We start from the raw sequence: 26,445 nt of genomic DNA, 5'->3' as shown, positions 1-26,445 counted from the left end.
TTCTTTTAGTTTATTAAAATCTCATCGGTGGGATAACGATAATTTAAATGTTTCACTCTTCTCAGAAGGGCGATCAAAATGGTAAGCATGCTTACCCGGCCTATAAACATGGTGAAGATGAGCACTATTTTTGAAGGAGCCGAAAGACTTGCAGTGATCCCCGTTGACAAGCCCACCGTACTGTATGCCGAAAAACATTCAAAGGCGATACTTAGAAGTGTTTTGTCTTCATCAAAGGAAGCGATCATGAAAACGGCCATTCCAATCACCATTAAAGATAATGAGATGATCGCAAAAGCCCTTCTTACTGAAGCGTAAGAAATTTCCCTTTTATAAATCTCTATGCGATCTTTGCCCCTTGCAAGACTAAAAAAGTTCAAAGTTGCAATCGCAATGGTACTTGTTTTAATACCACCACCGGTGGAGGCAGGAGAAGCACCTATCCACATCAACAGGAATATCATCATTAAAGTACTGAAATTAAGGGCTCCTGTGTCTACCGAATTGAAACCCGCTGTACGTGGAGTTGCTGCTCCAAAAAACGAAACGACGATCTTTCCATACCAGCTGTGTTCTGCAAGTGTATTGTTATATTCGAAAGCGTAAAATCCAAGCGTTCCTACCGCAAGCAAAATTCCTGTGGTAACGATCACAATTCGGGTATTGATATTGATCATCCAGGGCAAATGGATCCTTTCCTTTTTCTTCTGAATTCTTAGTAGCCCATGTTTCAACTTATACACCACATATTTATAGAGGTTCAGAACGATGGGAAAACCAATTCCGCCAAGGATAAAAAGGCAGGCGACTACCATTTGAAGTGTATAATTATGCCGAAAACCGGGTTCGTAAAGGCTGTTTTCCAGGGTAGAGAAACCCGCATTACAAAATCCGCTGACAGCATGAAAAACTGAAAAGAAGATCCTGTCAGAGATTAGCGCCATTTCACTTTTATTCAGACTGAAATAAATAAAAATTCCCCCTAAAAATTCCACGATCAAAGTGATATAAAGGATCTTTTTTAAGACACTTATGACTTCACCAATTTTTTCGGAATTAGTAGCGTCTTTCAGCATTAACTGATTTTTATACGAAGTCTGACCTCTGAAAAAATAGCTGAAATAGCTGGCAAAAGTCATAATTCCCAGACCTCCAAGCTGCATTAACAGTAAGATCACGCCTTGGCCGAATCCCGTAAAATAAGATCCTGTATCGACAACGATCAGGCCGGTGACGCAAACGGCACTGGTGGAAGTAAAAAGGGCATCCAGTGCGCTAATGCCATTATGTGTAGCGTTGGGAAGCATTAAAAGGCCCGCTCCCGTTAAAATTATAAAAAGAAAACCGGCCATAAAAAGCTGCGCCGGGTTGAGATTCTGTCGATTAAAATTAAATTCTACGGTTGCAAATTCCCTTATGAAATAAATAAATGCTGCTAAATAAACATAGAGCATTTTATTCAGACTTTCCAGGAATCCGAGGTTATCTCGCAGAGTATCCATTTTCACCAAAATCAGAATAAAAAACAGAGATCCCAGCAAAGTGTCAAAGATCCGAACCTTCAGTCTGAACTTGATCTTAAAAAGAAAATACCGAAGAATGATGGTGGCTACCCCTGTAATAAGAATGATGAAATAGAATTTATTTAATTCCTCCTCACTATACTGGGGATGCCTGAAACCCAGATCATAGATCGCGACCAAAATAGCGATCAGACTTAGAAAAAACGAAAAACGGTTTAAGAAATTTAAAAATCTCTCATCCCTTAATCTACTTCTGAATCCGGAGAATTTCACTTATGAAAGAATTTGCGCATACTATTAAAAAGGACGTTTAAATCAAGTCCCGAATTTTGAGGTGCTAAGTTATTTAAATCTAAAAGAATAGTCTTAAAATTTATTTAAACTCTCTTTACATCTCCTTTCCAAAGAAAATGGCATTCATTAATAATTTATTCGTTCCATACCAAAACGCGCGAAAGTTTGTGTTATCGGTGAAAATGATCACATCCCCACGGCCCAGCTTTTCGTGTTTGAAAGGAACCGAATTTGCGAGTGAATCCAGATTGGGTTTACTTATATAGCCACTCAGCAAAGGATTTTTTGTGTATTTGATAGGATTGTTATAGCTCTGTTCGTCGGGTTCCAGAAATAAGGTCGTATTTCTGAAAAGTGCGATTTTATCGTTTTTATAACCAAAAGCGATAGGATGGCTTCTGTCAAGTTTCGCTTCAAAAATAGCCCCGCCAATACCCTGTGCGCCGCGAAAATCTCCACGTTCTTCAAAACTTATATCTTTTGCAACCAGCTTATTTTCTTTGGATTTAAAATCTATGAAATCGTTTTTCTTAAGCCAGTTTGCGGCATTTCGGTAGCCAATAAGCGTTCCGCCTTCGCGAACCCATTCTTTCAGGCTGGAAGCAGCTGATTGATCAAGGTTCCATGTGTTTGGAAGAATGATATCTGTGTATTTGCTCAAATTTGTACGCGGCAGGTTCCGCGTATCCAGTTTGGTGATCTTCATATCATAGCGCTGGTCAAATAAATGCCAGATTTCGCCGGCGTCATAAGAGCTGATGCCTTCCCCGACGATCAAAGCTACCTTTTGAGGCTGCAAGGCCTTGAATTCCCCGCTCCCCAGGTTGATCCCTTTGGTCATCCCGGTATTCGCCGCAGTTATTTTAACATGGCTTTCTTCGGAAACTTCAGTGAGGAACTTATGAATTTCTGCTGATGATAATTTCTGATTCTGCACCGGGATCATGATAGTGCCGTAATCATATTTTTGACTATTTAAACTGAATTCTTTCATGGCAACTTTTGCACGCAAACCTTTATTCAGTATCATGTTCAGCGCTTTGGGAGAATAATAATTGTTCCAGTCAAGCAAGTAGGCATAATCACTTTTGCCGGGTTTTTCGGGCTGCGGAATTTCAAGGTTTTCTATTTTCTGCCCCGCCTTTTTCATGGAAGCATTTTCGGTATAATCAAGATTGAAAGCGAGCGGGAAGGTCCATGCAGAAATATCGTAAAAAAGGCTGTCCTGGAAACTCGTTCTTTTTTCGAACATGGCTTCCACCAGGCGATGCTGCCTTTGATTTTTAGGCACTATATAAGCCGAGCCCTTACTGAATTTCTCTCCGTTTTCTGAAAAATTGTCGGCTACACTATAGACCTCGACCTGGTGTCTTTTCAGGATTTCGGCCAGTTTATAGGCACTCACGGGATCTTTTGAATTTCCAAAGGCCCAGGCACCATCAGTAGCCGATTTTCTGGCGTTCTCATAAAAACTGCGCTGGTAATTAAGCAGTTTCTGTCTCATTTTCTGTGAGGCTTCCAGTGTAGAAAGTGCTGCAGTGAATTGATTTCTTATAGTAAACGGAAAGGTGAGAATACCATTCTCTGTTTCCTGCGCATGACCACGGGAACTGGCCTGTTCGAAAAGAATACCTATACTTCCGTTAATATCGGGAAATGTTGAACCCTTTCCGTAATAAAAGTCGTCATAGTTCTCTTCGGTGAAATAAAGTGAACCAATGCTATCTAATGCTTTTGCATGAAAGGTCCCGATTTCTTTGGTGAGATCCTGGTTCATTTGCGGGGTAAGCGGGTGAGTCCTGGAAGGGATTCCCGGCTGAAAAAAGAAAGTGGAATTGGGTCCCATTTCGTGATGATCGGTAAGGATATTCGGATACCATTTATGGAAGGTTGCGATCCTCGCCTGTGTTTCGGGCAATTGTACCGGCAACCAGTCACGGTTGAGGTCAAACCAATAGTGGTTGGTTCTCCCGCCCGGCCATACCTCGTCATATTCACGGTCCTGAGGATCGGGATTGATATTTTTGCTTCTGTTCGTATTCGCCCAGTAAGCGAAACGCTGCAGTCCGTCCGGATTAAAAGATGGATCCAGAAGGATTACCGTATTCTTAAGTGTATTTTCAATTTCAGGGCCTTCCGCAGCAGCGAGATAATAAGCATAGATCAAAGCAGCATTTGCTCCACTGGGTTCGTTTCCATGGATGGAAAAGCCCTGATTGATCACCACAGGCATATTTTTAGTGTTTACCGCTTCGGAATTTTTTTCGATCAGTTTAAGATGATTCTGCCTTATTTGTTCAATATTTTGAAGATTTTCAGGGGAAGAAATGGTGAGTAAAACCAAAGGCCGCCCTTCATAGGTCGTTCCGCGATTTTCAATATTTATACGCGGTGAAACTTCTGCGAGCTTATTCATGTAATTTAACAGCAGGTCATGCGTGACATGCCATTCACCGGGAACAAAGCCAATAATATCCTGAGGAACAGGGATTTCAGGATTGTAATTTACATTGTCGGGAAGATAATAATCCAGAGTGATTTCTTCTGTTTGAGCCTGAAGTTGTAGGCTAATAAAAAGAAATAAAAGTAGGAGTTTTCGCATTTAATTTTTTTTAGAAATCTAATATAAAAAAAACCGCCCTGTTCGGGACGGTTTTATCGATTACAGGATATTTTGTTCCTAAATATCGTCGAAACTAAGATCTGTGAATTTTTCAGGACTTGTTGAAGCCGAAGCTGCCGTTGCCGGAGCTTTCTCATCATCATATTCCTTTTTGAAATCCTTCTGGTGACGTTCGCTAATCACTTCTTCTCCTTTTTCATCAATGATATAATTGGTCATTTCTTCAAGGATTTCTTTAAATCCGTCAAAATCTTCCTTGTAAAGATAGATTTTGTGTTTTTTGTAATAGAAAGAACCATCATCATTAGTGAATTTTTTGCTTTCAGTGATTGTAAGGTAGTAGTCCTCTGCGCGGGTGGATCTAACATCAAAGAAGTAGGTTCTTCTTCCCGCTCTTAAAACTTTAGAGAATATTTCTTCTTTCTCCATCATATCCTTGTCGCTCATAAAATAAATTCTTTAATGGTTTGTTATGATGCTCAAAAATCTAAAAATTTTTAACATCTAACAAAAAATTTTCACATTTCTTTTTCATTTAGTTGTTTTGCGTACAACTCTTTATAATATCCACTCTGGCTCAATAACTTGCTATGTGAGCCTTCCTGAATGATTTTTCCATCTTCAAGAATGATAATTTTATCAGCATTTTTTGCGGAAGAAACACGGTGGCTTACAATTATGGTGGTTTTATTCTTAGTGATTTCGAACAAATTGTTCAGAATTTCCTCTTCGGTTTCTGTGTCTACTGCGGAAAGGCAATCGTCAAAAAGTAAAATTTCAGGATCATGAATAATAGCGCGTGCGATGGAAACCCGCTGCTTTTGTCCGCCGGAAAGAGTAATTCCCCTTTCGCCAAGAACCGTGTCATAACCTTTACTGAAACCGATGATATTTTTATGAACGGAAGCATTTTTGGCTGCCTGAATGATTTCCTTTTCGTCGGCTTCAGTTTTACCGAAGTTGATATTATTCCTGATGCTGTCACTAAAAAGGAAAGCGTCCTGCGGCACATATCCTATACTTTTACGAAGGCTGTCAAGATTCAGTTTCTTAATATTCCTTCCGTCGATGAGAATTTCGCCCTCATCAATATCGTAAAGTCGGCCAATGAGCTCAAGGATCGTCGATTTCCCGGAACCTGTTTTACCAATGATCGCAAGCGTTTGCCCACTGTCAATTTTAAAAGAAACATCTTTCAGTGCGGTAATATTGGTATCGTCATAAGTAAAACTTACATTTTTGAATTCGATATTACCCTTTATTTCATCGGGTTCCTCTTTGGGATTGGTAATATCAGGTTTTACGTTTAAAAATTCATTGATCCGCTCCTGCGAAGCATCGGCCTGTTGCACTAATGAAGTTACCCAGCCTATCGAGGCTACCGGCCAGGTGAGCATGTTCACGTACAGGATAAATTCTACCAGTACGTCTATGTTTTCTATTTGCCCGGAAAGAATTTGGCGGCCACCTATATAGATAACAATGATATTGCTTATCCCGATGAGTAAAACCATCAGCGGGAAAAAGAAGGCCTGCACTTTCACCAGATCAATATTCTTATCCCGGCTTGCATTAGAAAGTGTGGTAAAATTTGAAGTTGTAGAGGGTTCAATACTATAAGATTTGATCACTGCGATCCCGCTAAAACTTTCCTGGGTAAAAGTGTTGAGTTTCGATAAATATTGCTGTACAATGGTACTTCTTTTATGTATCGCCACGCTAAGCCTGTAAATAGCAAACGAGAGAATAGGCAGGGGAATAACCGTATAAAGAGTTAATTCAGGCGCCGATTTGATCATAAAGATCAATACCACCACTGTTGAGGTGAAAGTGGTAACGCTGTACATGATCGCCGGTCCCAGGTACATACGCACCTTTGAAACATCATCACTGATGCGGTTCATCAGATCCCCGGTTCGGTTCTTTTTGTAAAAATTAAGGGAAAGTTCCTGGTAATGTTTATAGACTTCATTCTTAAGGTCATATTCCATATGCCTTGAAACCACGATGAAGGTCTGCCTCATCAAAAAAGTAAAAAATGCAGAAATAAGTGTGGTGCCGGCAATCAGCAAAATATTGATCAGAAGCTGATGTTTCACTTCTGAAATATCTGTGACCTCGCCATTGAGATATTTTTCAATGATCTTGGTGCTCCTTCCAATCAGTGGCACATAATAAATGGCAAAAATCCTGGCGGCGATCGTAATGATCAAACCTATGAGAAGTTTCCATTTGTACTTATAAAAATATTTATTGAGGTGCTTTAAATTTCCCATTCTAAAAATTGGTCTTATTGCGAATTCCTTAATTTAACACCTTTAAAAAATAAAATAATTAAAAATATCATTATTTTTGTGGTGTAATTTTGTCAAATTCAAAATACATTAAACTAAAAAACCAACATATTATGCAAGTTGACGTTTTGAACGCAAAAGAACTTAAAAAATCTGCTCCGGTTTTCGGGCAGGTGTCGTTTGACGATCATGAACAGATCGTTTTTTGCAACGACAAAGATACAGGTTTAAAGGCAATAATAGGTATTCATAACACGGTTTTAGGGCCGGCCCTGGGCGGTACAAGAATGTGGAATTATACCAGCGAATGGGAAGCACTTAACGATGTTTTGAGGCTTTCCAGAGGAATGTCTTTCAAAAGCGCCATTACCGGTCTTAATCTTGGAGGAGGTAAAGCGGTAATCATAGGCGATGCGAAAAAAGACAAAACACCCGCCCTTATGAGAAGGTTTGGTGAATTTGTAAATTCTTTAGGCGGAAAATATATTACTGCAGAAGATGTTGGTATGGAAACTGCCGATATGGATACCGTGAGGGAAGTAACTCCTTACGTTACCGGAATTTCAGAATCTAAAGGAGGCGCCGGTAATCCTTCACCGGTGACTGCTTATGGTGTTTTTATGGGAATAAAAGCTTCAGCCAAATTCAAATATGGCAGCGATGATCTCAACGGAAAAAAAGTGCTTGTGCAGGGAATTGGCCATGTGGGTGAAACTTTGGTTGATTATCTGGTAAAAGATGGTGCCGAGGTATTTATTACCGATATCAGTGAAGAACGCCTTCAACAGGTAAGTAAAAAATATGGAGCACATATTTTTACTGATGGCGACATCTATTCTGCCGATGTTGATATTTACGCTCCCTGTGCACTTGGAGCCACTATCAATGACGATACAATAGACAGATTAAAAGTTGATATCATTGCCGGCGCGGCGAATAACCAGCTTGCCAATGAAGTGGAACATGGTGAAATTCTTCAGAAAAGAGGAATTGTTTACGCTCCAGACTTTCTTATCAACGCCGGCGGAATTATAAATGTCTATGCCGAGCTCGAGAAATATGGAAAAAAAGAGATCATGCAGAAGACTGAGAATATTTATAATACCACCCTGCAAATCCTTGAAAAGGCGGCCAGGGAAGACATGACCACTCATTTTGCCGCACTGCAGATCGCGAAACAACGAATTGCCGACAGAAAAAATCAACATTTGAATTAGTCAATTCCAATAAATTGATATTTTTGCAGGGCGAAAGTTTTTCTTTCGCCCTTTCTAATTTCTAAAAAAGTTCTTTTACAATTATGTTGACAAGAAGACATATCAGGGTTAAAGTAATGCAGTCTTTGTACGCCTTTAACCAAAGCCAGAATGATAAGCTTGCCACGGAAGAGAAATTCCTCGTAAAAAGCATGGAAGAAATGTATGATCTTTTCCTGCTTCAACTTAGCCTGATCACAGAGATCAGGGAACACGCCGAAACTTTTTTAGAAAAATCTCAGCAAAAACATCTCGCCACCAGCGAAGAGAAAGATCCCAACAGGAAATTTTTGAATAATAAAATTTTTGAAATTCTCAATGAAAATGAGAGTTTACAACATGCTCTTGAAAAACATAAGATCAACCAGTGGAAGCATGATGATGAATATGCGGCAATTATCTGGAATGAGATAAGGAGCAGTATGGAGTACGAGGAATATATGCGTACCCGGGACAATGATTTTAAAGAAGATAAAGATTTTATTATCACCATCTTCAAGAAGTATATCGCTCCAAACGAAAAGCTTTACGAATATCTTGAAGATATTAAACTTACCTGGCTTGATGATCTTCCTTTGGTGAACACCGCTATTTTGAAAATGCTTCAGAAGCTCAAAGAACCATCCGGGAAAAAGAAGAAGATCACCAGTTTGTTCAAGAATGAGGAAGACCGTGAATTTGCAATAAAATTATTCAGAAAAACCTATCTCAATAGCGAGGAACTGGAACAGGAAATGCTGGGAAGAACACCAAACTGGGACAAAGACCGTATTGCCGAGGTGGATATGGTACTTATAAAAATGGCTATTTGTGAATTTCTGAAATTCCCAAGCATTCCGGTGAAAGTAACTATTAATGAATACCTTGAAATAGCCAAGGAATACAGCACTCCAAAAAGCAGCATTTTCATCAATGGCCTGCTCGACAAATTGTCAAAAGAGTATAAAGTTGATGATAAATTAAATAAAAGCGGCCGTGGCCTGATGTAATCAGGAAATTTTATTAATTTTAGGCCTTAAAATAAAAAATAACTTTAACGATGAAAAAAGCAATTTTAATGTTTGCAGTTGTCGGAGGTTTGGTTTTTACAGGTTGTAAAGACAATAATGCTTCAGACAAGGTTAAAGCTGAAAATGTAGAAACAGCAGCTGAACGTGATGCTAAGGAAAACGTTTATCCTGAAATCACTTTTGATGAAACCGAATATGATTTTGGAAACATTACAAAAGGAACTCCTGTACAACATACTTTTCAGTTTACCAATACGGGGAGAGCGCCTCTTGTAATCACCAATGCCACCAGCTCCTGCGGTTGTACTGTTCCAACCTATCCTAAAAACGAGACTATTGCTCCCGGAGAAACTGGTGAATTACTCGTAAAATACAACGGATCAGGAAACGGCCAGGTTACTAAAACAGTAACTCTTTCTGCCAATACCGAATCTGGAAAAGAACAAATTAAGATCAAGGCTTTTGTGGAACCTGAAGGAACCAATAAAGCCAGCTAAAAGCATATATGGATAAATTATCACAGTTTGCACCGATTATTTTGATGTTTGCGGTAGTGTATTTTTTTATGATACGCCCGCAGATGAAAAAAGCTAAACAGGAAAAGAATTTTGCTGCCGAACTTAAAAAAGGAGACCGTGTGGTCACAAAAAGCGGAATGCATGGCAAAATTATCGATTTCAGCGAAAAGAATAATGCGGTGATCATTGAAACCGGCGCGGGAAAAATCACTTTTGACCGTTCTTCCATTTCTATGGAAATGACTCAAAAATTAAATGAACCTGCAAAGGCCAAAAAATAAGAATAAAGAATTTTGAAAAAATTAAAGCGGCTTTCGGGCCGCTTTTTTTTAGTATTTGTACTTGTCGTTGAGTCCTTTTTTGCTTTTGATCATTGGGATGATCTTTTCCAGCCGGCGTAATTTTGTTTCTTCCCTTTTCGCTTCAGAAATATATTCGGCATATTCCCTTTTACAACCCGGTGACATCGCCTCAAAACCGGACTTTACCTCCGGGTCTTTTTTCATGGCTTCAGAAAGCAGGGCGGGAATTTCAATTTTTTTGCTCCTTACGGGTTTTACTTCTTTTCCTTCACTTTGATTCTGAATGGCTTCCTGTATGTAAGGCAATAAAATGGAAACCTTTAACTCGTCTCCCTCTTCAAATCTAATTTGCCTCAGGGCTTTGGTTTTTCCTTCCTGGGCATTGACGAGTAAGGAAGTGTTTTCTTTTAGTAAAGCTCCGTTAAAGAACCAGATTCCGAAGTGATTTTTAAAAGCCCCAATGCCCAGCACGTTTTTCCCGTTTAGAGTATATACAGGACCGCCCCATTTTATAGCGGGCTCGAGTTCGGTAGTGAGTATCATTTCGTGTAACTGCCAAAGTTGTTTCTTCCATTTAGGATGTTTGTCGATATATTCTTCAACTTTGGAAACAGCCATTATTTTAATGAGTTTTGGAGACCTTCCAGGTTTTAAAAACCTGGAAGGTCTAAATTTGTAGTTATACCTACTTTTTATATTTATTGGCGGTCATTTCAGCGATTTTCACAATTACTTCGGTCGCTTTCTGCATACTTTCTACAGGGACATATTCATATTTTCCGTGGAAATTATGGCCGCCGGCAAAGATATTAGGGCAGGGAAGACCCATAAAACTCAGTTGAGCTCCATCGGTACCGCCACGAATAGGTTTGATAATGGGTTTTATATGAAGCTCTTTCATGGCTTCTTCAGCGATTTCAACGATCTGCATTACCGGCTCCACCTTTTCCTTCATATTAAAATACTGATCTTTTATCTCAATTTTTACGCATTCCCGTTCATATTGCTTGCAAATTTCTGCAACCAGATCTTTCATCATCTTCTTTCTCGCCTCAAAATGCTTTTTATCATGATCCCTTATAATATATTCCAAAACCGTTTCCTCAACATTCCCATGGATATTGGTTAAGTGGAAAAAACCTTGTCGGCCTTCGGTATGTTCAGGAGTTTCCAGCCTCGGCAGTGAATTGATAAAATCCTGCGCGATATACATACTATTGACGAGCTTGTCTTTGGCATAACCGGGATGCACGCTTTTCCCTTCAACGGTGACTACTGCGCCGGCCGCATTGAAATTTTCAAATTCCAGTTCACCAATCTGGCTGCCGTCCATAGTATACGCCCATTCTGCGCCAAACTTTTGCACATCGAATTTATGGGCGCCGCGACCAATTTCTTCATCGGGAGTAAAGCAAACTTTGATAGTGCCGTGTGGAATTTCAGGATTATCTATAAGGTATTCCATCGCCGTCATGATCTCGGTAATGCCAGCTTTATCATCGGCTCCGAGAAGAGTGGTTCCATCAGTGGTGATGAGTGTCTGGCCTTTATACTGAATGAGATCTTCAAAATATTCAGGGGAAAGGATAATGTTTTTTTCTTCATTCAGCAGAATATCACCACCGTCATAATTTTCTACGATCTGCGGATTCACATTGGTACCCGTAAAATCGGGTGTGGTGTCAAAATGGGCAACAAAGCCTATTACGGGCACTTTGTGTGAAACATTTGCCGGAAGGCTGGCCATTACATAGGCATTCTCGTCGATGCTCACCTCCTGCATCCCGATTTCCTTTAATTCTGTTACCAGTTTGTTGGCAAGATCCCACTGTTTTTCGGTACTCGGAGTGGAGTTGCTTTTGGGATCGCTTTGGGTATCTATTTTTACATAGCCGAAGAAACGGTCTATGATCCTGTCTTTTCTGAACATTATTAGATTTTTTTTAGAAAAAAATATAGGCTACTTTTCAAGTTTTTAATGCCAACAACAAATATAGATTAACCCATAATTCTTTCTCTTAAACTTATGAAAAAACTAATTCTCCTTTTTTTAATAAGCCTTATTTCCTGTCAACCAGCCGTAAAAGGTGTTTCAGAGAAAAAGGATAAGAATACTGGACTTATTGCCAATAAGGCAATGGTAGTTTCGGCGCGGGAAGAGGCTTCCAGAATTGGCCTTTCAATACTTCGCAAAGGAGGAAATGCATTTGACGCCATGATAGCTACAGAAATGGCCCTTGCAGTAGCCTATCCCTTTGCAGGAAACCTGGGAGGTGGAGGTTTTATGGTCTATCGGAAAGCTGATGGCAGTACAGGTTCACTAGATTATAGGGAAAAAGCACCGTTGGCAGCTTCTAAAAGAATGTACCAGGATGCTGAAGGAAATGTTATTTCAGAAAAAAGTAAAATAGGCGGTCTCGCCGTGGGCGTTCCAGGAACTGTTGCCGGAATATTTGCAGTCCATGAAAAATTTGGTTCCCTTCCAATGCCCGAGATACTTAAACCAGTGATCGCTCTTGCCAAAAGAGGTTTTGTGGTGACAGAACATCAGGCAGAGAATCTTCAAAAATATCGGGAACTTTTCCTTAAGGTTAACAACGATAGTATTCTCTTTTCAAAAGCTTATATGGCTGGAGACACCATTCATAATTTAGAACTGGCAAATACTTTACAGCAAATTGCGGAAAATGGAAGGAAAGAATTTTATAATGGTTCCATAGGCCGGGAATTGGTCAATTATCTCCAGGCTCACGGTGGGATCATGACCATGGAAGATCTCGCCGAATACCGTGCTCAATGGAGAGATCCAATTAGCGTTAAATATAAAGATTTGAAACTGATCTCCATGCCGCCTCCTTCTAGCGGGGGAATCGTGCTTGGACAAATACTGAAGATGGTGGAACCTTTTCCTTTGAAGGAATTTGGCCATAATTCGGAAAAAACCATACAGGTTTTAACCGAAGCGGAGCGAAGGGCGTACGCTGATCGCAGTTACTATCTTGGAGATCCAGATTTTGTGAATATTCCAACAGATACATTGCTAAGTGATTCCTATTTAAAAAACAGGATGGATAAATTTAGCTTTACCAAAGCTACCCCTTCTTCTGAAGTAGAACATGGAGAAATTGCCGGTTATGAAAGTATGGAAACCACTCATTATTCTATCGTAGACCAATATGGAAATGCCATCGCAGCGACGACAACCTTAAACGGCGCCTATGGTTCAAAACTTTTTGTGCCCGAATTAGGATTTTTTCTTAATAATGAAATGGATGATTTCAGCGCTAAACCCGGTTTTCCAAATATGTTCGGCCTTATTGGAGCTGAAGCCAATTCTATAGCACCCGGTAAGAAAATGTTGAGTTCTATGACCCCCACCATTGTGGAGAAAAACGATAAATTATGGATGGTGTTGGGTTCTCCCGGAGGTTCGACCATTATTACTTCAGTTTTGCAGACGATCCTTAATGTAAAAGAATTTGGCGTGACCATGCAGGAGGCGGTAGATGCCCCACGCTTTCATCATCAATGGTTGCCAGACGAAATATTGTTCGAACCTGAAGGTTTTGATGAAAAACTGCTTAATTCTCTGCAGGAAAAAGGGTATAATATCAATGTTGGGGAATCTACGGTCATCGGGAAGGTCGATGCTATCCTGGTGCTTCCCGATGGGCGTATGGAAGGTGGTGCCGATAGAAGGGGAGACGACACTGCGGTTGGTTTCTGAAAAACCCCCGCAATAGTCGATTAAATTTTTTTAGATATTATCCAGAAATAAGTGATTAAAAAATTTTCACTGAATACCATATTTCTTTAGTTATTATTCAAAATTTGGTTAATAACGCAAAATTATATTTACCTTATGCGCTTAAAACCAAAAGAAATATGAAAAAAAATTACTTTTTAATGGTCTGTATGCTCCTTGTAGGGTGGCTAACGCAGGCACAAATCACCGAAGTTAAAGGTACAGTGGTAGATGAACAATCCCAGCCTCTGCCGGGAGTATCTGTTGCTGTAAAAGGAACAAATAAAGGAACGGTAACCGATTTTGACGGCCATTACTCAATTGATGCGTCACTGGGTCAAACCCTGGTTTTTACTTTTGTAGGTTTTGAGCCGCGTCAAATTGAAGTAGATCGTGAGGTAATAAACGTCACCCTGGTTGCGGGGATGGCTCTTAATGAAGTAGTTCTGGTGGGTTCGCGAAATCGGGCACGAACAGTTACTGAATCTTCAGTTCCTGTAGATGTACTGAATGTGAGTGAAATTAGTCAGGAAGTACCTCAGGTGAACCTAAATCAGATGCTGAATTATGTAGCACCTTCCTTTTCTTCAAATACTCAAACAATCTCAGATGGAACAGATCATATAGATCCTGCTTCTCTAAGGGGTTTGGGACCTGATCAGGTTCTTGTGCTTATAAATGGTAAACGAAGACATAATTCCTCTTTAATCAATGTAAATGGAACTTTCGGTCGTGGAAGTGTGGGGACTGATTTAAATGCAATCCCGGCCGCGGCTATAGGAAGAATTGAGGTGCTGCGCGATGGTGCGGCTGCTCAGTATGGTTCTGATGCTATTGCGGGAGTAATAAATATTGTTCTTAAAGACGATGTTGATAAGCTAAATTTCGATGTCACCACGGGAGCTAATTTTACAAAAAATGCCAATGAACAAACCGGCGGAGTAGATGGTGAAACCGTGAATGTGGCCGCAAGCTATGGAATTAAATTGGGAGATAACGGTGGTTCTATAACCTTTGCAGGAGATTTTGATTATCGCGAAGATTATAACCGAATGAAAGAATGGGAAGGCAGTATTTTTAATGCGTACAACGCGGTGGAAAGGGTTGCTTCAAATGCAGGCGCAGATATTGCCAATCTGAGCAACGAACAAATAAAACAGTTTGCCCAAAATGTTTCTTATTTCGATGATTCTTTCAAAAATGATATCGCTAATGCCGAAGACAGGGCAGCCTTGCAATCTCTTCTCGATTTGAATGTCACCGAAAATGAACTTGATGCCAGAAATCTTAACCGAAGTGACTTTAATATGAGGGTAGGCCAGTCTGCACTTCGAGGCGGAAGACTTTTTGCAAATATGTCTCTTCCCATTGACGATGCAGGGACCGAGTTATATTCTTTTGCAGGTATGAGTTCCCGGAAAGGAAATTCTGCCGGATTCTATCGTCTGCCCAATCAAAGCAGAACCTATACTCCAATATATATAAACGGGTTTTTACCTGAAATAAATTCAAAGATAAACGATAAGTCACTCGCTGTGGGAATTCGTGGTACTGTGGGAGAATGGGATGTAGATTTTAGTAATACCTGGGGGAAAAATGAATTCCTGTATTTAATTTCAAATACCTCCAATGCCTCCTTGCAAAGGGCCAGCCCGACAAGTTTTGATGCTGGCGGATTTTCTTTCGCGCAAAATACCACCAACCTCGATGTTTCTCAATTATATGATAATATTTTTGAAGACCTGAATGTCGCTTTTGGGGCAGAATATCGATTAGAAACCTATGAAATTTATGCCGGAGAAAAAGCCTCTTACGAGCAGTATACTCAAAATGGAGATGTTGTTACAAGGGCAGATCAAATGCCTGCAACCGACTTTTTTGGAAATCCAAGGCCAGGAGGATCTCAGGTTTTTCCAGGGTTTAGCCCAAAAAATGAACTATCGAGACAGCGTAGTAGTATAGCCGGATATTTCGATATTGAAGCAGATTTTACCAAGGCTTTCCTTCTTACTTTTGCTTCCCGCTTTGAAAATTATTCCGATTTCGGCTCTACCATTAATTTTAAAGTATCTTCGAGATATAAGCTTACCGACAATATCAATATAAGAGGTGCGGCCAATACCGGTTTTAGAGCTCCTTCATTGCATCAATTGTATTTTAATTCAACTTCAACAATTTTTGATAATAATGGTGATCCACAAGAAGTAGGTACATTTTCAAATGACAGCAGGCCTGCTCAGCTTCTTGGAATCCCAAAACTTAAAGAAGAGACTTCAAAAAGCATAAGTCTTGGTTTTACTGCCAGTATGCCCGAGGCCAATATAACCTTGACTGTTGACGGATATTTTGTGGCAATTGATAACCGCATTGTTTATACCGGCCAGTTTCAGGGCCCCGGAACAGGTACTGAACTCGATAATCTATTGTCTCAGGCCAATGCTACTGCGGCCTCTTTTTTCGCAAATGCGATCGATACCGAATCTAAAGGTTTAGACCTGGTACTAACGCATAAAGCGTTCTTTTCACAGAATGTCCAGTTGAAATCTGATCTTGCCGCTACACTTTCTAAAACGAAACAGGTGGGTGATATCAAAGCTTCTCCACAATTGGAACGTGCTGGATTGGTGAATACTTATTTTCCTGAAGATAGCCGTATTTATTTGGAAGAAGCGGTACCCAGAACCAAGATTAACTTGACAAATAGTTTGGCGCTGAATAAATTTAATTTCTTTTTACGAAATGTTTTCTTTGGAGAAGTGACCGAAGCCGCGACCACTCCTGAAAGTCAACAGGTTTTTGGTTCTAAACTGGTAACAGATTTTTCAATTGGATATAAAGTCACAGATGCTCTAAGGTTAACCGCCGGAGCCAATAATATTTTTGATATTTATCCAGACAGAGCAGAGGAACAGTATGGAAACCGAAGTGGTGGAAGATTTGACTGGTCCAGGAGATCACAGCAGTTTGGGATTGGAGGGAGATTTCTTTTTGCAAGGCTTAGCATTTCCCTTTAAGGAAAAATAAAATTATTTAATATGATAAACCGGCCTGATTTGTTTTTACAAATCGGGCCGGTTATTTTTTGCAGATTTCACAGGGTTTTCTGAAAATATATTTTAACCTATTTTTGCAGAAACCAGCCCGGAATGTATAAATCGCTAATTCGTCCCTTACTTTTCAAATTTGATCCTGAAAAAGTACATTATTTTACTTTTGATTTTTTAAAGAGTTTCTGCCGGATTCCCGGAGCTATAGATTTTCTGAAATCAAAATTCCTTCTGCAGGATAAACGCCTGGAAAGAGAGGTTTTTGGGTTAAAATTTCCTAATCCGGTGGGTCTTGCTGCGGGATTTGACAAAGACGCGAAACTCTATAAAGAACTTTCGGCCCTTGGATTCGGATTTATTGAAGTGGGCACGGTTACGCCAAAACCACAGCCGGGGAATGAAAAGAAAAGACTCTTCCGTTTGCCTGAAGATTCCGCGATCATCAACCGGATGGGTTTTAATAATGAGGGTGTTGAAAAAATGGTGGAACGCCTTAGAAAAAACACCGATGTACTGATCGGTGGAAATATTGGAAAAAATAAGGTCACTCCCAATGAAAATGCGGTTGATGATTATCTCTACAGCTTCGAAAAACTCTTTGATCAAGTAGATTATTTTGTGGTGAATGTGAGTTCCCCCAATACGCCGAATCTGCGTGAACTTCAGGGAAAGGAGCCGCTAAAGAAACTTTTGAATAGCCTGCAACAGAAAAATGATCAAAAAGCGAAACCGAAACCGATATTATTAAAAATTGCTCCCGATCTTACCGATGAGCAACTTTTGGACATCATCGAAATTGTAAAAGGAACCGGTATCGCCGGAGTGATCGCAACAAATACAACTATTTCAAGGGAAGGAATTCATTCTGAAAATAAAAATGAAACCGGCGGACTCAGCGGAAAACCTTTGACCAAACGATCAACCGAAGTGATCAGGTTCCTATCTGAAAAAAGCAATAAGGCTTTTCCGATTATCGGCGTAGGAGGAATTCATACCCCCGAAGATGCCATTGAAAAACTGGAAGCCGGTGCAAGCCTGGTTCAACTCTATACCGGATTCATCTATGAAGGACCTGCTTTGATCAAAAGGATCAACCAGGAAATTCTTAAGAAAGGGATTTAAAATTTTAAATGGATAGATGGCCGACCAGTTAATTCCGTTTTTGACCGCTTCAATTTTATTAACCCTGGCACCAGGGCCGGACATTATTTATGTGCTGGTTCGATCCATTGCTTATAATGCGAAACAGGGAATTGTAACGGCTACAGGCCTCGTAAGCGGGATCCTTGTTCACACCAGCCTTGTTGCTTTCGGAGTTTCCGCGATCATCAGGCAATCAGAAAATGTTTTTCTGATCATTAAAATCTTTGGCGCAGGGTATTTGCTATATCTCGCCTGGCAGGTGTATAAAAGCAATCCCGAGATCGCCTTTTCTTCGGAAGGAATAAAAAATAAAAGTCTCTGGTCTTTATACCGGCAGGGATTTATCATGAATGTGCTCAACCCGAAAGTGGGCATATTCTTCCTGGCTTTTTTCCCTGGTTTTCTGTGGGAACCTGAAGGAAACACCGTCATGCAGTTCTATATCCTGGGAATCATTTTTATGCTGCAGGCTTTGTTGATCTTTTCAATTGTGGCGCTATTGGCCGATAAGATTTCGGTTTTTATAAAATCGCATCCCAAATCGGGTTATTTCCTTAAATGGATGCAAATCGTCATTTTCATCTTAATTGCGGTATTAATTCTGAAATAATCTCTTGCGAATTCTTCATTGCTTCAGAAAGAAAGCTTTTGGAAATTTTTGCATTTTCAATAAAAACCAGGCCTTTTTCCATTTTCTTTAAAATACTATCTTTGGGCGTATGACAGAGATCAAGCTTATCGAATGTCCGCGTGATGCCATGCAGGGAATCAGGGATTTTATTCCCACTCAGGAAAAGGCCCGCTACATTCAGTCTTTATTGCGCTGCGGATTTGACACCATAGATTTCGGAAGTTTTGTGTCTCCAAAAGCCATCCCGCAAATGCGTGATACTGCCGAAGTACTTTCTAAACTTGATCTTTCCAAAACCAGGAGCAAACTTCTGGCCATCGTTGCCAATACCAGAGGCGCCGATGATGCTTCCAAATTCGAGGAGATAGATTACCTGGGATATCCATTTTCGATTTCTGAAAACTTCCAGATGCGGAATACGCATAAGACCATCGCGGAATCGGTAGAAGTGCTTCAGGAAATTCTCAATATCGCTGAAAAATCGAATAAAGAGGTGGTAGCCTATCTCAGTATGGGTTTCGGAAATCCTTATGGAGATCCATGGAATGTGGAGATCGTAGGGGAGTGGACCGAAAAACTCTCGAAAATGGGGGTGAAGATACTCTCGCTTTCCGATACCGTGGGAAGTTCAACACCTGAGATTATAGATTATCTGTTTTCGAACCTCATTCCCAAATATCCCGAAATTGAATTTGGTGCGCACCTTCATACCACACCTTCGAGCTGGCATGAAAAGATCGACGCGGCTTATAAGGCCGGTTGCCGACGTTTTGATGGCGCCATACAGGGTTTTGGAGGCTGCCCGATGGCCAAGGATGAACTTACCGGGAATATGCCCTCCGAAAAAATGCTTTCTTACTTTAATAAAGCGAAAGCCGAAACTCATATCAAAATGACCAGTTTTGAATCGGCTTATAATGAGGCTTCCAAAATTTTCGCTGCTTATTATTAGGAGTATTTATCGCTTTAAAAACTTCTATTAATAAACTTTATTTAAAATTAATCTAAATAATGTTGTACTGATTTATTCGCATTCTTATATTTGCCGAAATTATTTTAAACGAGTCTAAATAAAGAATTGATCCTTTGCGATCACAAATAAAGAAGAATGAAAAGAATCACAGGAATTTTATTGGTATTTACTCTGGTTTTTGCGGCCTGTTCAAAAGACGATGAAGGCGGCAGTATTAATCCTAATAATTTCGATCGTCAGGGAATGCTCGCCAACTGGGCCGATAATATCATCATCCCCGCGTTTTCGAATTTTAAAAATTCAACCCAAGATCTTGAGGATAAAACCACTGCTTTTACCAGTGATCCTTCCGAAGCGAATCTAGCAGAACTTCGTGCCGCTTTTGAAACAGCTTATCTTGATTTTCAAACAGTGTCTATGTTTGAAATTGGCAAGGCAATGGAGATCAATTTCCGTCATTTCTTAAATACCTATCCTGCCGATGCTTCGGCTATCGAAGCTAATATCGCGGGAGATTATGATCTTACTTCGGTTAACGCATACGATCAGCAGGGATTTCCGGCCCTGGATTATATGATCAACGGTCTTGGTGAGACCGATGCTGAGATCGCCGCTAAATATGCTTCTGAAGATTATAAAACCTATCTGGAAAATCTCGCTTCACGTATCAATTCTCTTACTGCAGAAGTGAATTCTTCATGGCAGGGCGATTTCAGAGATCAGTTCGTGAACAACACCAGCTCTTCCAGCACTGGAAGTATCGATAAGTTTACCAATGATTATATCATGTATTTCGAAAAATTTATCCGCTCTGGTAAAATTGGTTTTCCTGCGGGTGCCTTTACGGGAACCCCTTCTCCTGGAAATGTGGAAGCTTATTATTCTGAAGACTTTTCAAGAGCCTTATATATCAAAGCGCTCGAGAGCGTTCAGGATTTCTTTAACGGAAAACATTTTGGAAGCAGTGAAACTGGAAAAAGCTTCAGCCAGTATATCAATTATATGCAGCCTGCCATGGAAACCGAAAACCTTGCCAGCCAGATCAACGCTCAGTTTGATGCTATCATCAGCCAGGCTGAAACCTTAAACGAAAGCCTGGCAGCCCAGGTGCAAAATGACAATTCTAAAATGCTTGCCGCTTTTGATGAACTTCAAAAGGCTGTGGTTCTATTGAAAGTAGATATGATCCAGGTGCTGTATATCGGTGTGGATTATGTAGATTCTGACGGCGACTAGTTTTCGCACAATGTCGGCAAAACTGAATAAATATCTTAAATCTTACACCGAAGCGGCTCCCCTGGCAGTGTTCAGGATCTGCTTCGGTGTAATGATGTTTATTAGCGTGGTGCGGTTTTGGCTGAACGGCTGGATTGAAAAACTATACATCACCCCGAAATTCTTCTTTTCCTATTACGGGTTCGAATGGGTTAAACCTCTTGGAAACTATACCTATCTCATTTTTGCCATTTGCGGCATTGCTGCTCTTTTAGTGGCTGTAGGCTATAAATACCGAATTTCGATTCTCGTCTTTTTCCTGAGTTTTACCTATATCGAACTCATGGATAAGACCACGTATCTCAACCATTATTACTTTATAAGCATTCTTAGCTTCCTGATGATTTTCCTGCCTGCTTCCGCTTATTTTTCACTGGATGCCTGGAAAAATAGGAAAAATGCCTTTCAGAAAATACCTGCCTGGAGCATAGACGCCATCAAACTGCTTATGGCCACGGTTTATTTTTACGCCGGGATCGCGAAAGTGAACAGCGACTGGTTGCTAAGGGCAATGCCTTTGAAGATCTGGCTGCCTGCTCAATACGATCTGCCATTTCTGGGCAATTTGATGCAGCAGGAATGGCTGCATTATGCCTTTAGCTGGAGCGGGATGCTATATGACCTGCTTATTCCTTTTTTTCTCTTATGGCGACGCACGAGATTTGTAGCATTTCTCGTCGTGATCATTTTTCACGTACTCACCCGGATTCTTTTCCCCATCGGGATGTTTCCATATATCATGATCGTGAGCGCGCTTATATTTTTTAGTCCCGGCTTCCATCACCGGATCCTGAATTTTATTTCACGTTTATTCCATATTAATAAATCGGTTTTCGATAACGGAAAAAAGCTTGTGTATAATGGAATTAAAAGGAAAGCAATATTGGCAATTCTGGCGGTATTTTTTATCGTTCAGATCCTTTTTCCATGGAGGTATTTGCTGTATCCGGGTGAACTTTTCTGGACAGAAGAAGGCTTTCGGTTTTCGTGGAGGGTCATGCTGATGGAAAAAGTAGGATACGCGCAGTTTATCGTGGAGGATAAGGATTCCGGAAAACGCTTTTACATTGATAATGGTCAGTATCTAACGCCTTTTCAGGAGAAACAAATGTCCACACAACCCGATTTTATCCTGCAATACGCACATTTCCTGGCCGAAGAATTCCGCGAAAAAGGACATGAGAATATTGAAGTTCACGTGGAAAATTTTGTAGCCCTCAACGGCAGGCGAAGCCGTAAGTATATAGATCCTGAAGCCGATCTTCTCGAATATGAAGATTCCTTCAGGCATAAAACATTCATATTACCATTCAATGATGAAATTAAAGGTATTTAGTATTTTATTTTTTATCACGGCAATTGCAAGCGCCCAATATTCACTTAGCGGCACCATCACTTCGGCCGAAACCGGAAAACCGGTTCCCAATGCCGAGGTCTGGAATAAGACAACCGGAGAGGTGACGGTAGCCGACGCGAATGGAAACTATAAAACCAGATCTTTCAAAGCCGGCACTTATACTTTTGCGGTCTTCAGCTATGAATACGAGATCGAAGAAAGGGAGATCGAACTTCGGTCTAACAAAACTGTTAATTTTCAACTATCTCCACTAGCCGAAAGTCTTTCCGAAGTCGTTTTGACCAATCGGCGTGAGCAGATCTTCGCTCTTCGAAAATTGAGAAAGGTAGAGGGCACCGCGATCTATGCCGGGAAGAAAAGTGAAGTGGTAATGCTTGATAAGGTCACGGGGAATCTCGCGGCCAACAATGCCCGACAAATTTACAACCAGGTGGCGGGCTTAAATATTTATGATAATGGCGATGCTGGCCTGCAGTTGAATATCGGCGGTCGTGGCCTGGATCCTAATCGTACCCAGAATTTCAATACGCGGCAGAATGGTTATGATATTTCGGCAGATGTGCTGGGTTATCCTGAAAGTTATTATACACCACCGCCGGAAGCTCTTCGGGAAATCCAGGTGATTCGCGGAGCAGCTTCCTTACAGTACGGTACTCAGTTCGGCGGACTCATAAATTTCGTTTTTAAAGAACCTTCCGAGAAACCCATAGAGTTTTTAACCCGTCAGTCGGTTGGATCCTACAATATGTTCACCAGCTTCAACAGTTTGAGCGGCACCGTGGGTAAATTCAGCTATTATACTTACTATAATTATAAAGGCGGAAATGGCTTCAGGCCAAATTCTGAATATGATTCCCATAACGCCTTTGCTCATTTGGGATGGCAGTTTGACGAAAAGACCAGTCTGAGTTTTGAGTATACTTTTTTGGATTACCTTGCTCAGCAACCGGGCGGATTGACCGATGCGCAGTTCTACCTGGATCCTGATTTCAGCAACCGCGAACGCAACTGGTTCGACGTGAACTGGAATTTGTATGCCCTTAAATTCAAACACGAATTTTCTTCAAAAACCGATTTTAGTCTCAATGTTTTCGGACTCGATGCGACTAGAAGCGCCATTGGTTTTCGGGAAAATCGGGTTTCCCAGGCCGACGATCCAACGGCTCCAAGAGAGTTGCTCGTCGACCATTTTAAAAACTGGGGCGCCGAAGCGAGGCTTCTTACCCGCTACGACCTTTTTGGGGAAGAATCGGTGTTACTGGTTGGAAGCAAATATTATGATGCTCACAACAAACAGCGGCAGGGTCCGGGAAGTGCTTCTGCCGGTCCCGATTTTGATTTTGCCAGTGACGAATTTCCTTATTATTCAAGGCAGTCGCAATTTGAATTTCCTAATAAGAACCTGGCGTTCTTCGGTGAAAATATCTTCAATATCACCAATAATTTTTCTTTGACGCCGGGTGTTCGGGTTGAGTACATCAATACGCAGGCTGAAGGTTCCTATAAATTCATTCTTGAAGATCTCGCGGGAAATATTCTGCTGGATCGTGAAATTACCGATAACAGGAATTTTGAAAGAAGTTTTGTGTTGTTTGGGCTGGGGAGCAGTTATAATTTGAATGCTTCCAATGAGCTTTACGCTAATTTTTCACAGAATTATCGCTCGGTCACCTTTAATGATATCAGGGTGATCAACCCGGTTTACCAGGTCGATCCTAATATCCAGGATGAGGAAGGCTTTACTGCCGATCTCGGTATTCGCGGAAGGCTAAAGGATAAGGTTTCCTATGACGTGAATGTTTTCGCACTGAAATATAACGACCGTATTGGTGAGGTTTTAAAACCTGAAGTACGAGAAAATGCGGAAGGCGAAATGGAAGAAACCGGAAGGATCGTCCGCTTTCGCGGAAATATTGGAGATGCGTTTATTTATGGCCTGGAAAGTTTTGCCGACTGGAACCTGAAAAATACCTTTTTTGAATCGGCTGAAGATTACAGGCTGAATGTTTTTGTGAATGCGGCTCTGACCAGTTCAGAATATACCCGTTCTGAAGAAATAAATGTGGAAGGCAATCAGGTGGAATTCATTCCTAATGTGAATTTAAAGACCGGAGTTAATTTCGGTTATAAGAATTTCCTCGCCGGACTCCAATACACCTATCTTTCAAAACAATATACCGATGCGACCAACGCGCCACAAGACGTGAATGACAATCAGCGTGGGATCGAAGGCGCTATCCCGGCATACGGAATTATGGATCTTTCGGCTTCTTACAGCTTTGGAAAATTCAAACTGGAAGCGGGGATCAATAACCTGCTGAATAATTATTATTTCACCAGAAGGGCCACTGGATATCCGGGGCCTGGAATCATTCCGGCGCAGCCTTTAACCTGGTATACCACCATTCAGTTTAGGTTATGATCTGGTATTGATATTTTTCATATTTTCTTGGTTTAAATTTTTGGAATATCAACAATGGAAGTAGATTTAAAATCTGTAATAACCTGTCCTTACTGTAATTTCCAAAAAGAGGAAATTATGCCTTCTGAGAGTTGCCAGTTTTTCTATGAATGCGACAATTGTAAAAAAGTTTTAAGACCAAAAGAAGGAGATTGTTGTGTTTTTTGTTCTTATGGCGCAAATGTATGTCCTTCCGTGCAAAGTAAATCCCGATAATTCCTCTCCATTTTATGGGGTATCAAATGCGGTGCCTCAAGCCAGGTAATTTCTTTATCGAGGAACTTTTTCCAAAAATTTTGTAACCCTTTTAAGTTTCATGTACTCTATTTTAGAAAGGCAGGTGGTTCGGCCATTTGTTCTTTAGCTCCATAGTCTTCTGGTTTAACCTCTTATCGTAATAGTTTGAAAGACCAATTTATTAACCAATAAAACCAGAGTTATGAAAAACGTGTATTTATTTAAAGATTCATTTTTGAGTAGAAGTCCATTCATGGTATTTTTTCTCCTTTTAATGATGGGAGGAATGCTAAGCTGTACGAAAGATGTGGAGTCAGAAATCAACAATTTAGACGCGAAAGCCGCAGTAAATAAGAATACTACGGCCGAATTGGAATTAGTAGCAGAAGACCTTGTTTCTCCTGTTGGAGTTGTGCCTGTTCCCGATGGTTCAGGAAGGCTTTTCATCATTGACCAAATAGGTAAAATCTGGATCGTTGATAAGGAAGGAAACAAACTCGATGAACCATTTTTAGACGTAAGTGATGAGATGATCGATTTATGGCCGGGATATGATGAAAGAGGTCTCTTAGGACTGGCTTTCCATCCCGATTATGCTTCTAACGGTCGCTTTTTTGTGTATTATGTAGCCCCGCCTGAAGATCCTGACTATAATAATTTAAGCAGGATTGCCGAATTTCATGTATCATCTGATACTAATAAAGCCGACAAGAGTACAGAAAAAGCCATTCTGGAAATAGATCAGCCGCAATTCAACCATGAAGGTGGAACGATTGCCTTTGGCCCTGATGGCTACCTTTATATTTCTATTGGAGACGGTGGAAATAAAAATGATATAGGATTTGGTCATGTTTCCGATTGGTATGCTACCAATGAAGGTGGTAACGGTCAGGATATTGAACAGAATTTATTAGGAAACATCTTAAGAATTGATGTGGATTCCGGTGATCCTTATGGAATTCCAGCCGATAATCCGTTTGCCGGAGATATACCGGGTATGGATGAAATTTATGCCTATGGCTTTAGAAATCCTTTCCGTTTCTCATTTGATATGAGCGGGTCTCATCAGCTTTACGTTGGAGACGCCGGACAGGTAATGTGGGAAGAAATTAGCCTTGTAGAGAAGGGTGGCAATTACGGATGGAATGTAAAGGAAGCCACTCATTGCTTCGACGCCTCTAATAATACGAATATTTTGAGTTCCTGTCCCGATGTTGATCAATATGGGAACGAACTTATTGATCCTGTAATAGAAATGATGAATTATGCGAATCCTCTCCCTGGGGAAGGAAAAACAGTAGCCATCATTGGAGGTTATGTCTACCGCGGAAATGAATTGCCCGGCTTCCAGGGAAAATATATTTTCGGATCTCTCGCCAAAGAATTTGAAGAAGGTGAAGGGCCTAATGGAAATATTTTTATATCCAATCCCGCAGGACCAGGTTTGTGGTCATTTCAGGAGTTAAATGTCAAAATCGAATCGGAGGAAGGCGAAGGATCCGGAGAAGAATCTGAAGAGGAAGAAGAAGGAATAGGCTATTATGTTAAAGGTTTCGGCCAGGATTGGAAGGGCGAAATTTATGTAGCTGCATCAAAAGAAGTTGGCCCTCAGGGAAATACAGGAAAAATATTTAAATTAGTAAGAGCAGAGAAAGAAAAATCTTCTCGTTAGAACCAGGTTAAAAAGCGCGGGTGCTCTGGCACCTGTGCTTCAATCTCTTTTCCCCGCACACTTACTTTTTTCACTAAAACCTGA

20 protein-coding genes are annotated in these 26,445 nt (G+C 40.6%); 14 read left to right on the top strand and 6 right to left on the bottom strand.

Annotated features, from left to right (window positions below; genetic code table 11):
• Positions 1–5: 5 nt before the first annotated feature.
• The 4 genes from C7S20_RS01040 to C7S20_RS01025 all read right to left on the bottom strand — a co-directional run bounded on the left by C7S20_RS01040 (position 6) and on the right by C7S20_RS01025 (position 6,716).
• Positions 6–1,796 carry a TrkH family potassium uptake protein gene (locus C7S20_RS01040; protein ID WP_107010746.1) on the bottom strand — a complete coding sequence of 597 codons (1,791 nt, stop codon included), beginning with the start codon at positions 1,794–1,796 and terminating at the stop codon, positions 6–8.
• 115 nt (positions 1,797–1,911) lie between these two features.
• Positions 1,912–4,419: a M14 family metallopeptidase gene (locus C7S20_RS01035; protein WP_107010745.1), complete on the bottom strand. Its 2,508-nt coding sequence runs from the start codon at positions 4,417–4,419 to the stop codon at positions 1,912–1,914.
• A gap of 78 nt (positions 4,420–4,497) precedes the next feature.
• Positions 4,498–4,887 (bottom strand): PUR family DNA/RNA-binding protein, encoded by a 390-nt coding sequence (locus C7S20_RS01030; protein WP_107010744.1) that lies wholly within the window; start codon positions 4,885–4,887, stop codon positions 4,498–4,500.
• Positions 4,888–4,958: 71 nt separating this feature from the next.
• Positions 4,959–6,716 carry an ABC transporter ATP-binding protein gene (locus tag C7S20_RS01025; protein ID WP_107010743.1) on the bottom strand — a complete coding sequence of 586 codons (1,758 nt, stop codon included), beginning with the start codon at positions 6,714–6,716 and terminating at the stop codon, positions 4,959–4,961.
• Positions 6,717–6,847: 131 nt separating this feature from the next.
• Here C7S20_RS01025 and C7S20_RS01020 point away from each other — a divergent pair, with 131 nt between their 5' ends.
• From C7S20_RS01020 to yajC, 4 genes are all read left to right on the top strand, one after another.
• Positions 6,848–7,951, top strand: a complete 1,104-nt coding sequence (locus C7S20_RS01020) for a Glu/Leu/Phe/Val family dehydrogenase (RefSeq protein WP_107014044.1) — start codon at positions 6,848–6,850, stop codon at positions 7,949–7,951.
• An 83-nt stretch (positions 7,952–8,034) separates the two neighbouring features.
• A complete protein-coding gene (gene nusB, locus C7S20_RS01015; RefSeq protein ID WP_107010742.1) occupies positions 8,035–8,979 on the top strand; it encodes a transcription antitermination factor NusB in 945 nt (314 codons plus the stop codon).
• A 50-nt stretch (positions 8,980–9,029) separates the two neighbouring features.
• Entirely contained in the window at positions 9,030–9,497 is a 468-nt protein-coding gene (locus C7S20_RS01010) for a DUF1573 domain-containing protein (RefSeq protein WP_107010741.1), read from the top strand.
• A gap of 8 nt (positions 9,498–9,505) precedes the next feature.
• Entirely contained in the window at positions 9,506–9,799 is a 294-nt protein-coding gene (gene yajC / locus C7S20_RS01005; RefSeq protein WP_107010740.1) for a preprotein translocase subunit YajC, read from the top strand.
• 48 nt (positions 9,800–9,847) lie between these two features.
• Here the strand turns inward: yajC and C7S20_RS01000 are convergent, their stop codons facing one another.
• Both C7S20_RS01000 and pepT read right to left on the bottom strand, forming a co-directional pair.
• Positions 9,848–10,438: a YdeI/OmpD-associated family protein gene (locus C7S20_RS01000; protein ID WP_107010739.1), complete on the bottom strand. Its 591-nt coding sequence runs from the start codon at positions 10,436–10,438 to the stop codon at positions 9,848–9,850.
• Positions 10,439–10,505: 67 nt separating this feature from the next.
• A complete protein-coding gene (pepT, locus tag C7S20_RS00995) occupies positions 10,506–11,750 on the bottom strand; it encodes a peptidase T (RefSeq protein WP_107010738.1) in 1,245 nt (414 codons plus the stop codon).
• 96 nt (positions 11,751–11,846) lie between these two features.
• Between pepT and ggt the strand changes: the two genes are divergently transcribed.
• The 10 genes from ggt to C7S20_RS00945 all read left to right on the top strand — a co-directional run bounded on the left by ggt (position 11,847) and on the right by C7S20_RS00945 (position 26,361).
• Complete coding sequence (gene ggt, locus C7S20_RS00990; protein ID WP_107010737.1) at positions 11,847–13,547, top strand: gamma-glutamyltransferase; 1,701 nt, start codon at positions 11,847–11,849, stop codon at positions 13,545–13,547.
• Positions 13,548–13,705: 158 nt separating this feature from the next.
• On the top strand, positions 13,706–16,579 hold the full coding sequence (locus C7S20_RS00985) for a TonB-dependent receptor (protein ID WP_107014043.1): 2,874 nt from the start codon (positions 13,706–13,708) through the stop codon (positions 16,577–16,579).
• A gap of 132 nt (positions 16,580–16,711) precedes the next feature.
• Positions 16,712–17,734, top strand: coding sequence for a quinone-dependent dihydroorotate dehydrogenase (locus C7S20_RS00980; RefSeq protein ID WP_107010736.1), 1,023 nt, complete (start codon positions 16,712–16,714; stop codon positions 17,732–17,734).
• Positions 17,735–17,750: 16 nt separating this feature from the next.
• A complete protein-coding gene (locus tag C7S20_RS00975) occupies positions 17,751–18,365 on the top strand; it encodes a LysE family translocator (RefSeq protein WP_107010735.1) in 615 nt (204 codons plus the stop codon).
• A 109-nt stretch (positions 18,366–18,474) separates the two neighbouring features.
• Complete coding sequence (locus C7S20_RS00970) at positions 18,475–19,338, top strand: hydroxymethylglutaryl-CoA lyase (RefSeq protein ID WP_107010734.1); 864 nt, start codon at positions 18,475–18,477, stop codon at positions 19,336–19,338.
• A 156-nt stretch (positions 19,339–19,494) separates the two neighbouring features.
• Positions 19,495–20,595, top strand: coding sequence for an imelysin family protein (locus tag C7S20_RS00965; RefSeq protein ID WP_107010733.1), 1,101 nt, complete (start codon positions 19,495–19,497; stop codon positions 20,593–20,595).
• A 10-nt stretch (positions 20,596–20,605) separates the two neighbouring features.
• The gene (locus tag C7S20_RS00960; RefSeq protein WP_107010732.1) at positions 20,606–21,970 is read left to right on the top strand and encodes an HTTM domain-containing protein; all 1,365 of its coding nucleotides are present in this window, start codon (positions 20,606–20,608) and stop codon (positions 21,968–21,970) included.
• On the top strand, positions 21,951–24,413 hold the full coding sequence (locus C7S20_RS00955) for a TonB-dependent receptor domain-containing protein (RefSeq protein WP_107014042.1): 2,463 nt from the start codon (positions 21,951–21,953) through the stop codon (positions 24,411–24,413). The genes C7S20_RS00960 and C7S20_RS00955 overlap by 20 nt, the downstream gene beginning before the upstream one ends.
• 54 nt (positions 24,414–24,467) lie before the next feature.
• Positions 24,468–24,668 (top strand): GDCCVxC domain-containing (seleno)protein, encoded by a 201-nt coding sequence (locus C7S20_RS19695; protein ID WP_107010731.1) that lies wholly within the window; start codon positions 24,468–24,470, stop codon positions 24,666–24,668.
• Positions 24,669–24,891: 223 nt separating this feature from the next.
• Entirely contained in the window at positions 24,892–26,361 is a 1,470-nt protein-coding gene (locus tag C7S20_RS00945) for a PQQ-dependent sugar dehydrogenase (protein ID WP_227009074.1), read from the top strand.
• Positions 26,362–26,445: the final 84 nt, after the last annotated feature.

Source organism: Christiangramia fulva (genome assembly GCF_003024155.1).
GTDB lineage: Bacteria > Bacteroidota > Bacteroidia > Flavobacteriales > Flavobacteriaceae > Christiangramia > Christiangramia fulva.
Note: the sequence above shows the minus strand (reverse complement) of the source record. Positions and strands in the feature narration are given on the sequence as shown.

Excerpts from the sequence above, each read along its gene's own strand:
- C7S20_RS01035 (WP_107010745.1), bottom strand. The coding sequence starts at position 4,419 with ATGCGAAAACTCCTACTTTTATTTCTTTTTATTAGCCTACAACTTCAG.
- C7S20_RS01030 (WP_107010744.1), bottom strand. The coding sequence starts at position 4,887 with ATGAGCGACAAGGATATGATGGAGAAAGAAGAAATATTCTCTAAAGTT.
- C7S20_RS01025 (WP_107010743.1), bottom strand. The coding sequence starts at position 6,716 with ATGGGAAATTTAAAGCACCTCAATAAATATTTTTATAAGTACAAATGG.
- C7S20_RS01020 (WP_107014044.1), top strand. The coding sequence starts at position 6,848 with ATGCAAGTTGACGTTTTGAACGCAAAAGAACTTAAAAAATCTGCTCCG.
- nusB (WP_107010742.1), top strand. The coding sequence starts at position 8,035 with ATGTTGACAAGAAGACATATCAGGGTTAAAGTAATGCAGTCTTTGTAC.
- C7S20_RS01010 (WP_107010741.1), top strand. The coding sequence starts at position 9,030 with ATGAAAAAAGCAATTTTAATGTTTGCAGTTGTCGGAGGTTTGGTTTTT.
- yajC (WP_107010740.1), top strand. The coding sequence starts at position 9,506 with ATGGATAAATTATCACAGTTTGCACCGATTATTTTGATGTTTGCGGTA.
- C7S20_RS01000 (WP_107010739.1), bottom strand. The coding sequence starts at position 10,438 with ATGGCTGTTTCCAAAGTTGAAGAATATATCGACAAACATCCTAAATGG.
- pepT (WP_107010738.1), bottom strand. The coding sequence starts at position 11,750 with ATGTTCAGAAAAGACAGGATCATAGACCGTTTCTTCGGCTATGTAAAA.
- ggt (WP_107010737.1), top strand. The coding sequence starts at position 11,847 with ATGAAAAAACTAATTCTCCTTTTTTTAATAAGCCTTATTTCCTGTCAA.
- C7S20_RS00985 (WP_107014043.1), top strand. The coding sequence starts at position 13,706 with ATGAAAAAAAATTACTTTTTAATGGTCTGTATGCTCCTTGTAGGGTGG.
- C7S20_RS00980 (WP_107010736.1), top strand. The coding sequence starts at position 16,712 with ATGTATAAATCGCTAATTCGTCCCTTACTTTTCAAATTTGATCCTGAA.
- C7S20_RS00975 (WP_107010735.1), top strand. The coding sequence starts at position 17,751 with ATGGCCGACCAGTTAATTCCGTTTTTGACCGCTTCAATTTTATTAACC.
- C7S20_RS00970 (WP_107010734.1), top strand. The coding sequence starts at position 18,475 with ATGACAGAGATCAAGCTTATCGAATGTCCGCGTGATGCCATGCAGGGA.
- C7S20_RS00965 (WP_107010733.1), top strand. The coding sequence starts at position 19,495 with ATGAAAAGAATCACAGGAATTTTATTGGTATTTACTCTGGTTTTTGCG.
- C7S20_RS00960 (WP_107010732.1), top strand. The coding sequence starts at position 20,606 with ATGTCGGCAAAACTGAATAAATATCTTAAATCTTACACCGAAGCGGCT.
- C7S20_RS00955 (WP_107014042.1), top strand. The coding sequence starts at position 21,951 with ATGAAATTAAAGGTATTTAGTATTTTATTTTTTATCACGGCAATTGCA.
- C7S20_RS19695 (WP_107010731.1), top strand. The coding sequence starts at position 24,468 with ATGGAAGTAGATTTAAAATCTGTAATAACCTGTCCTTACTGTAATTTC.
- C7S20_RS00945 (WP_227009074.1), top strand. The coding sequence starts at position 24,892 with ATGAAAAACGTGTATTTATTTAAAGATTCATTTTTGAGTAGAAGTCCA.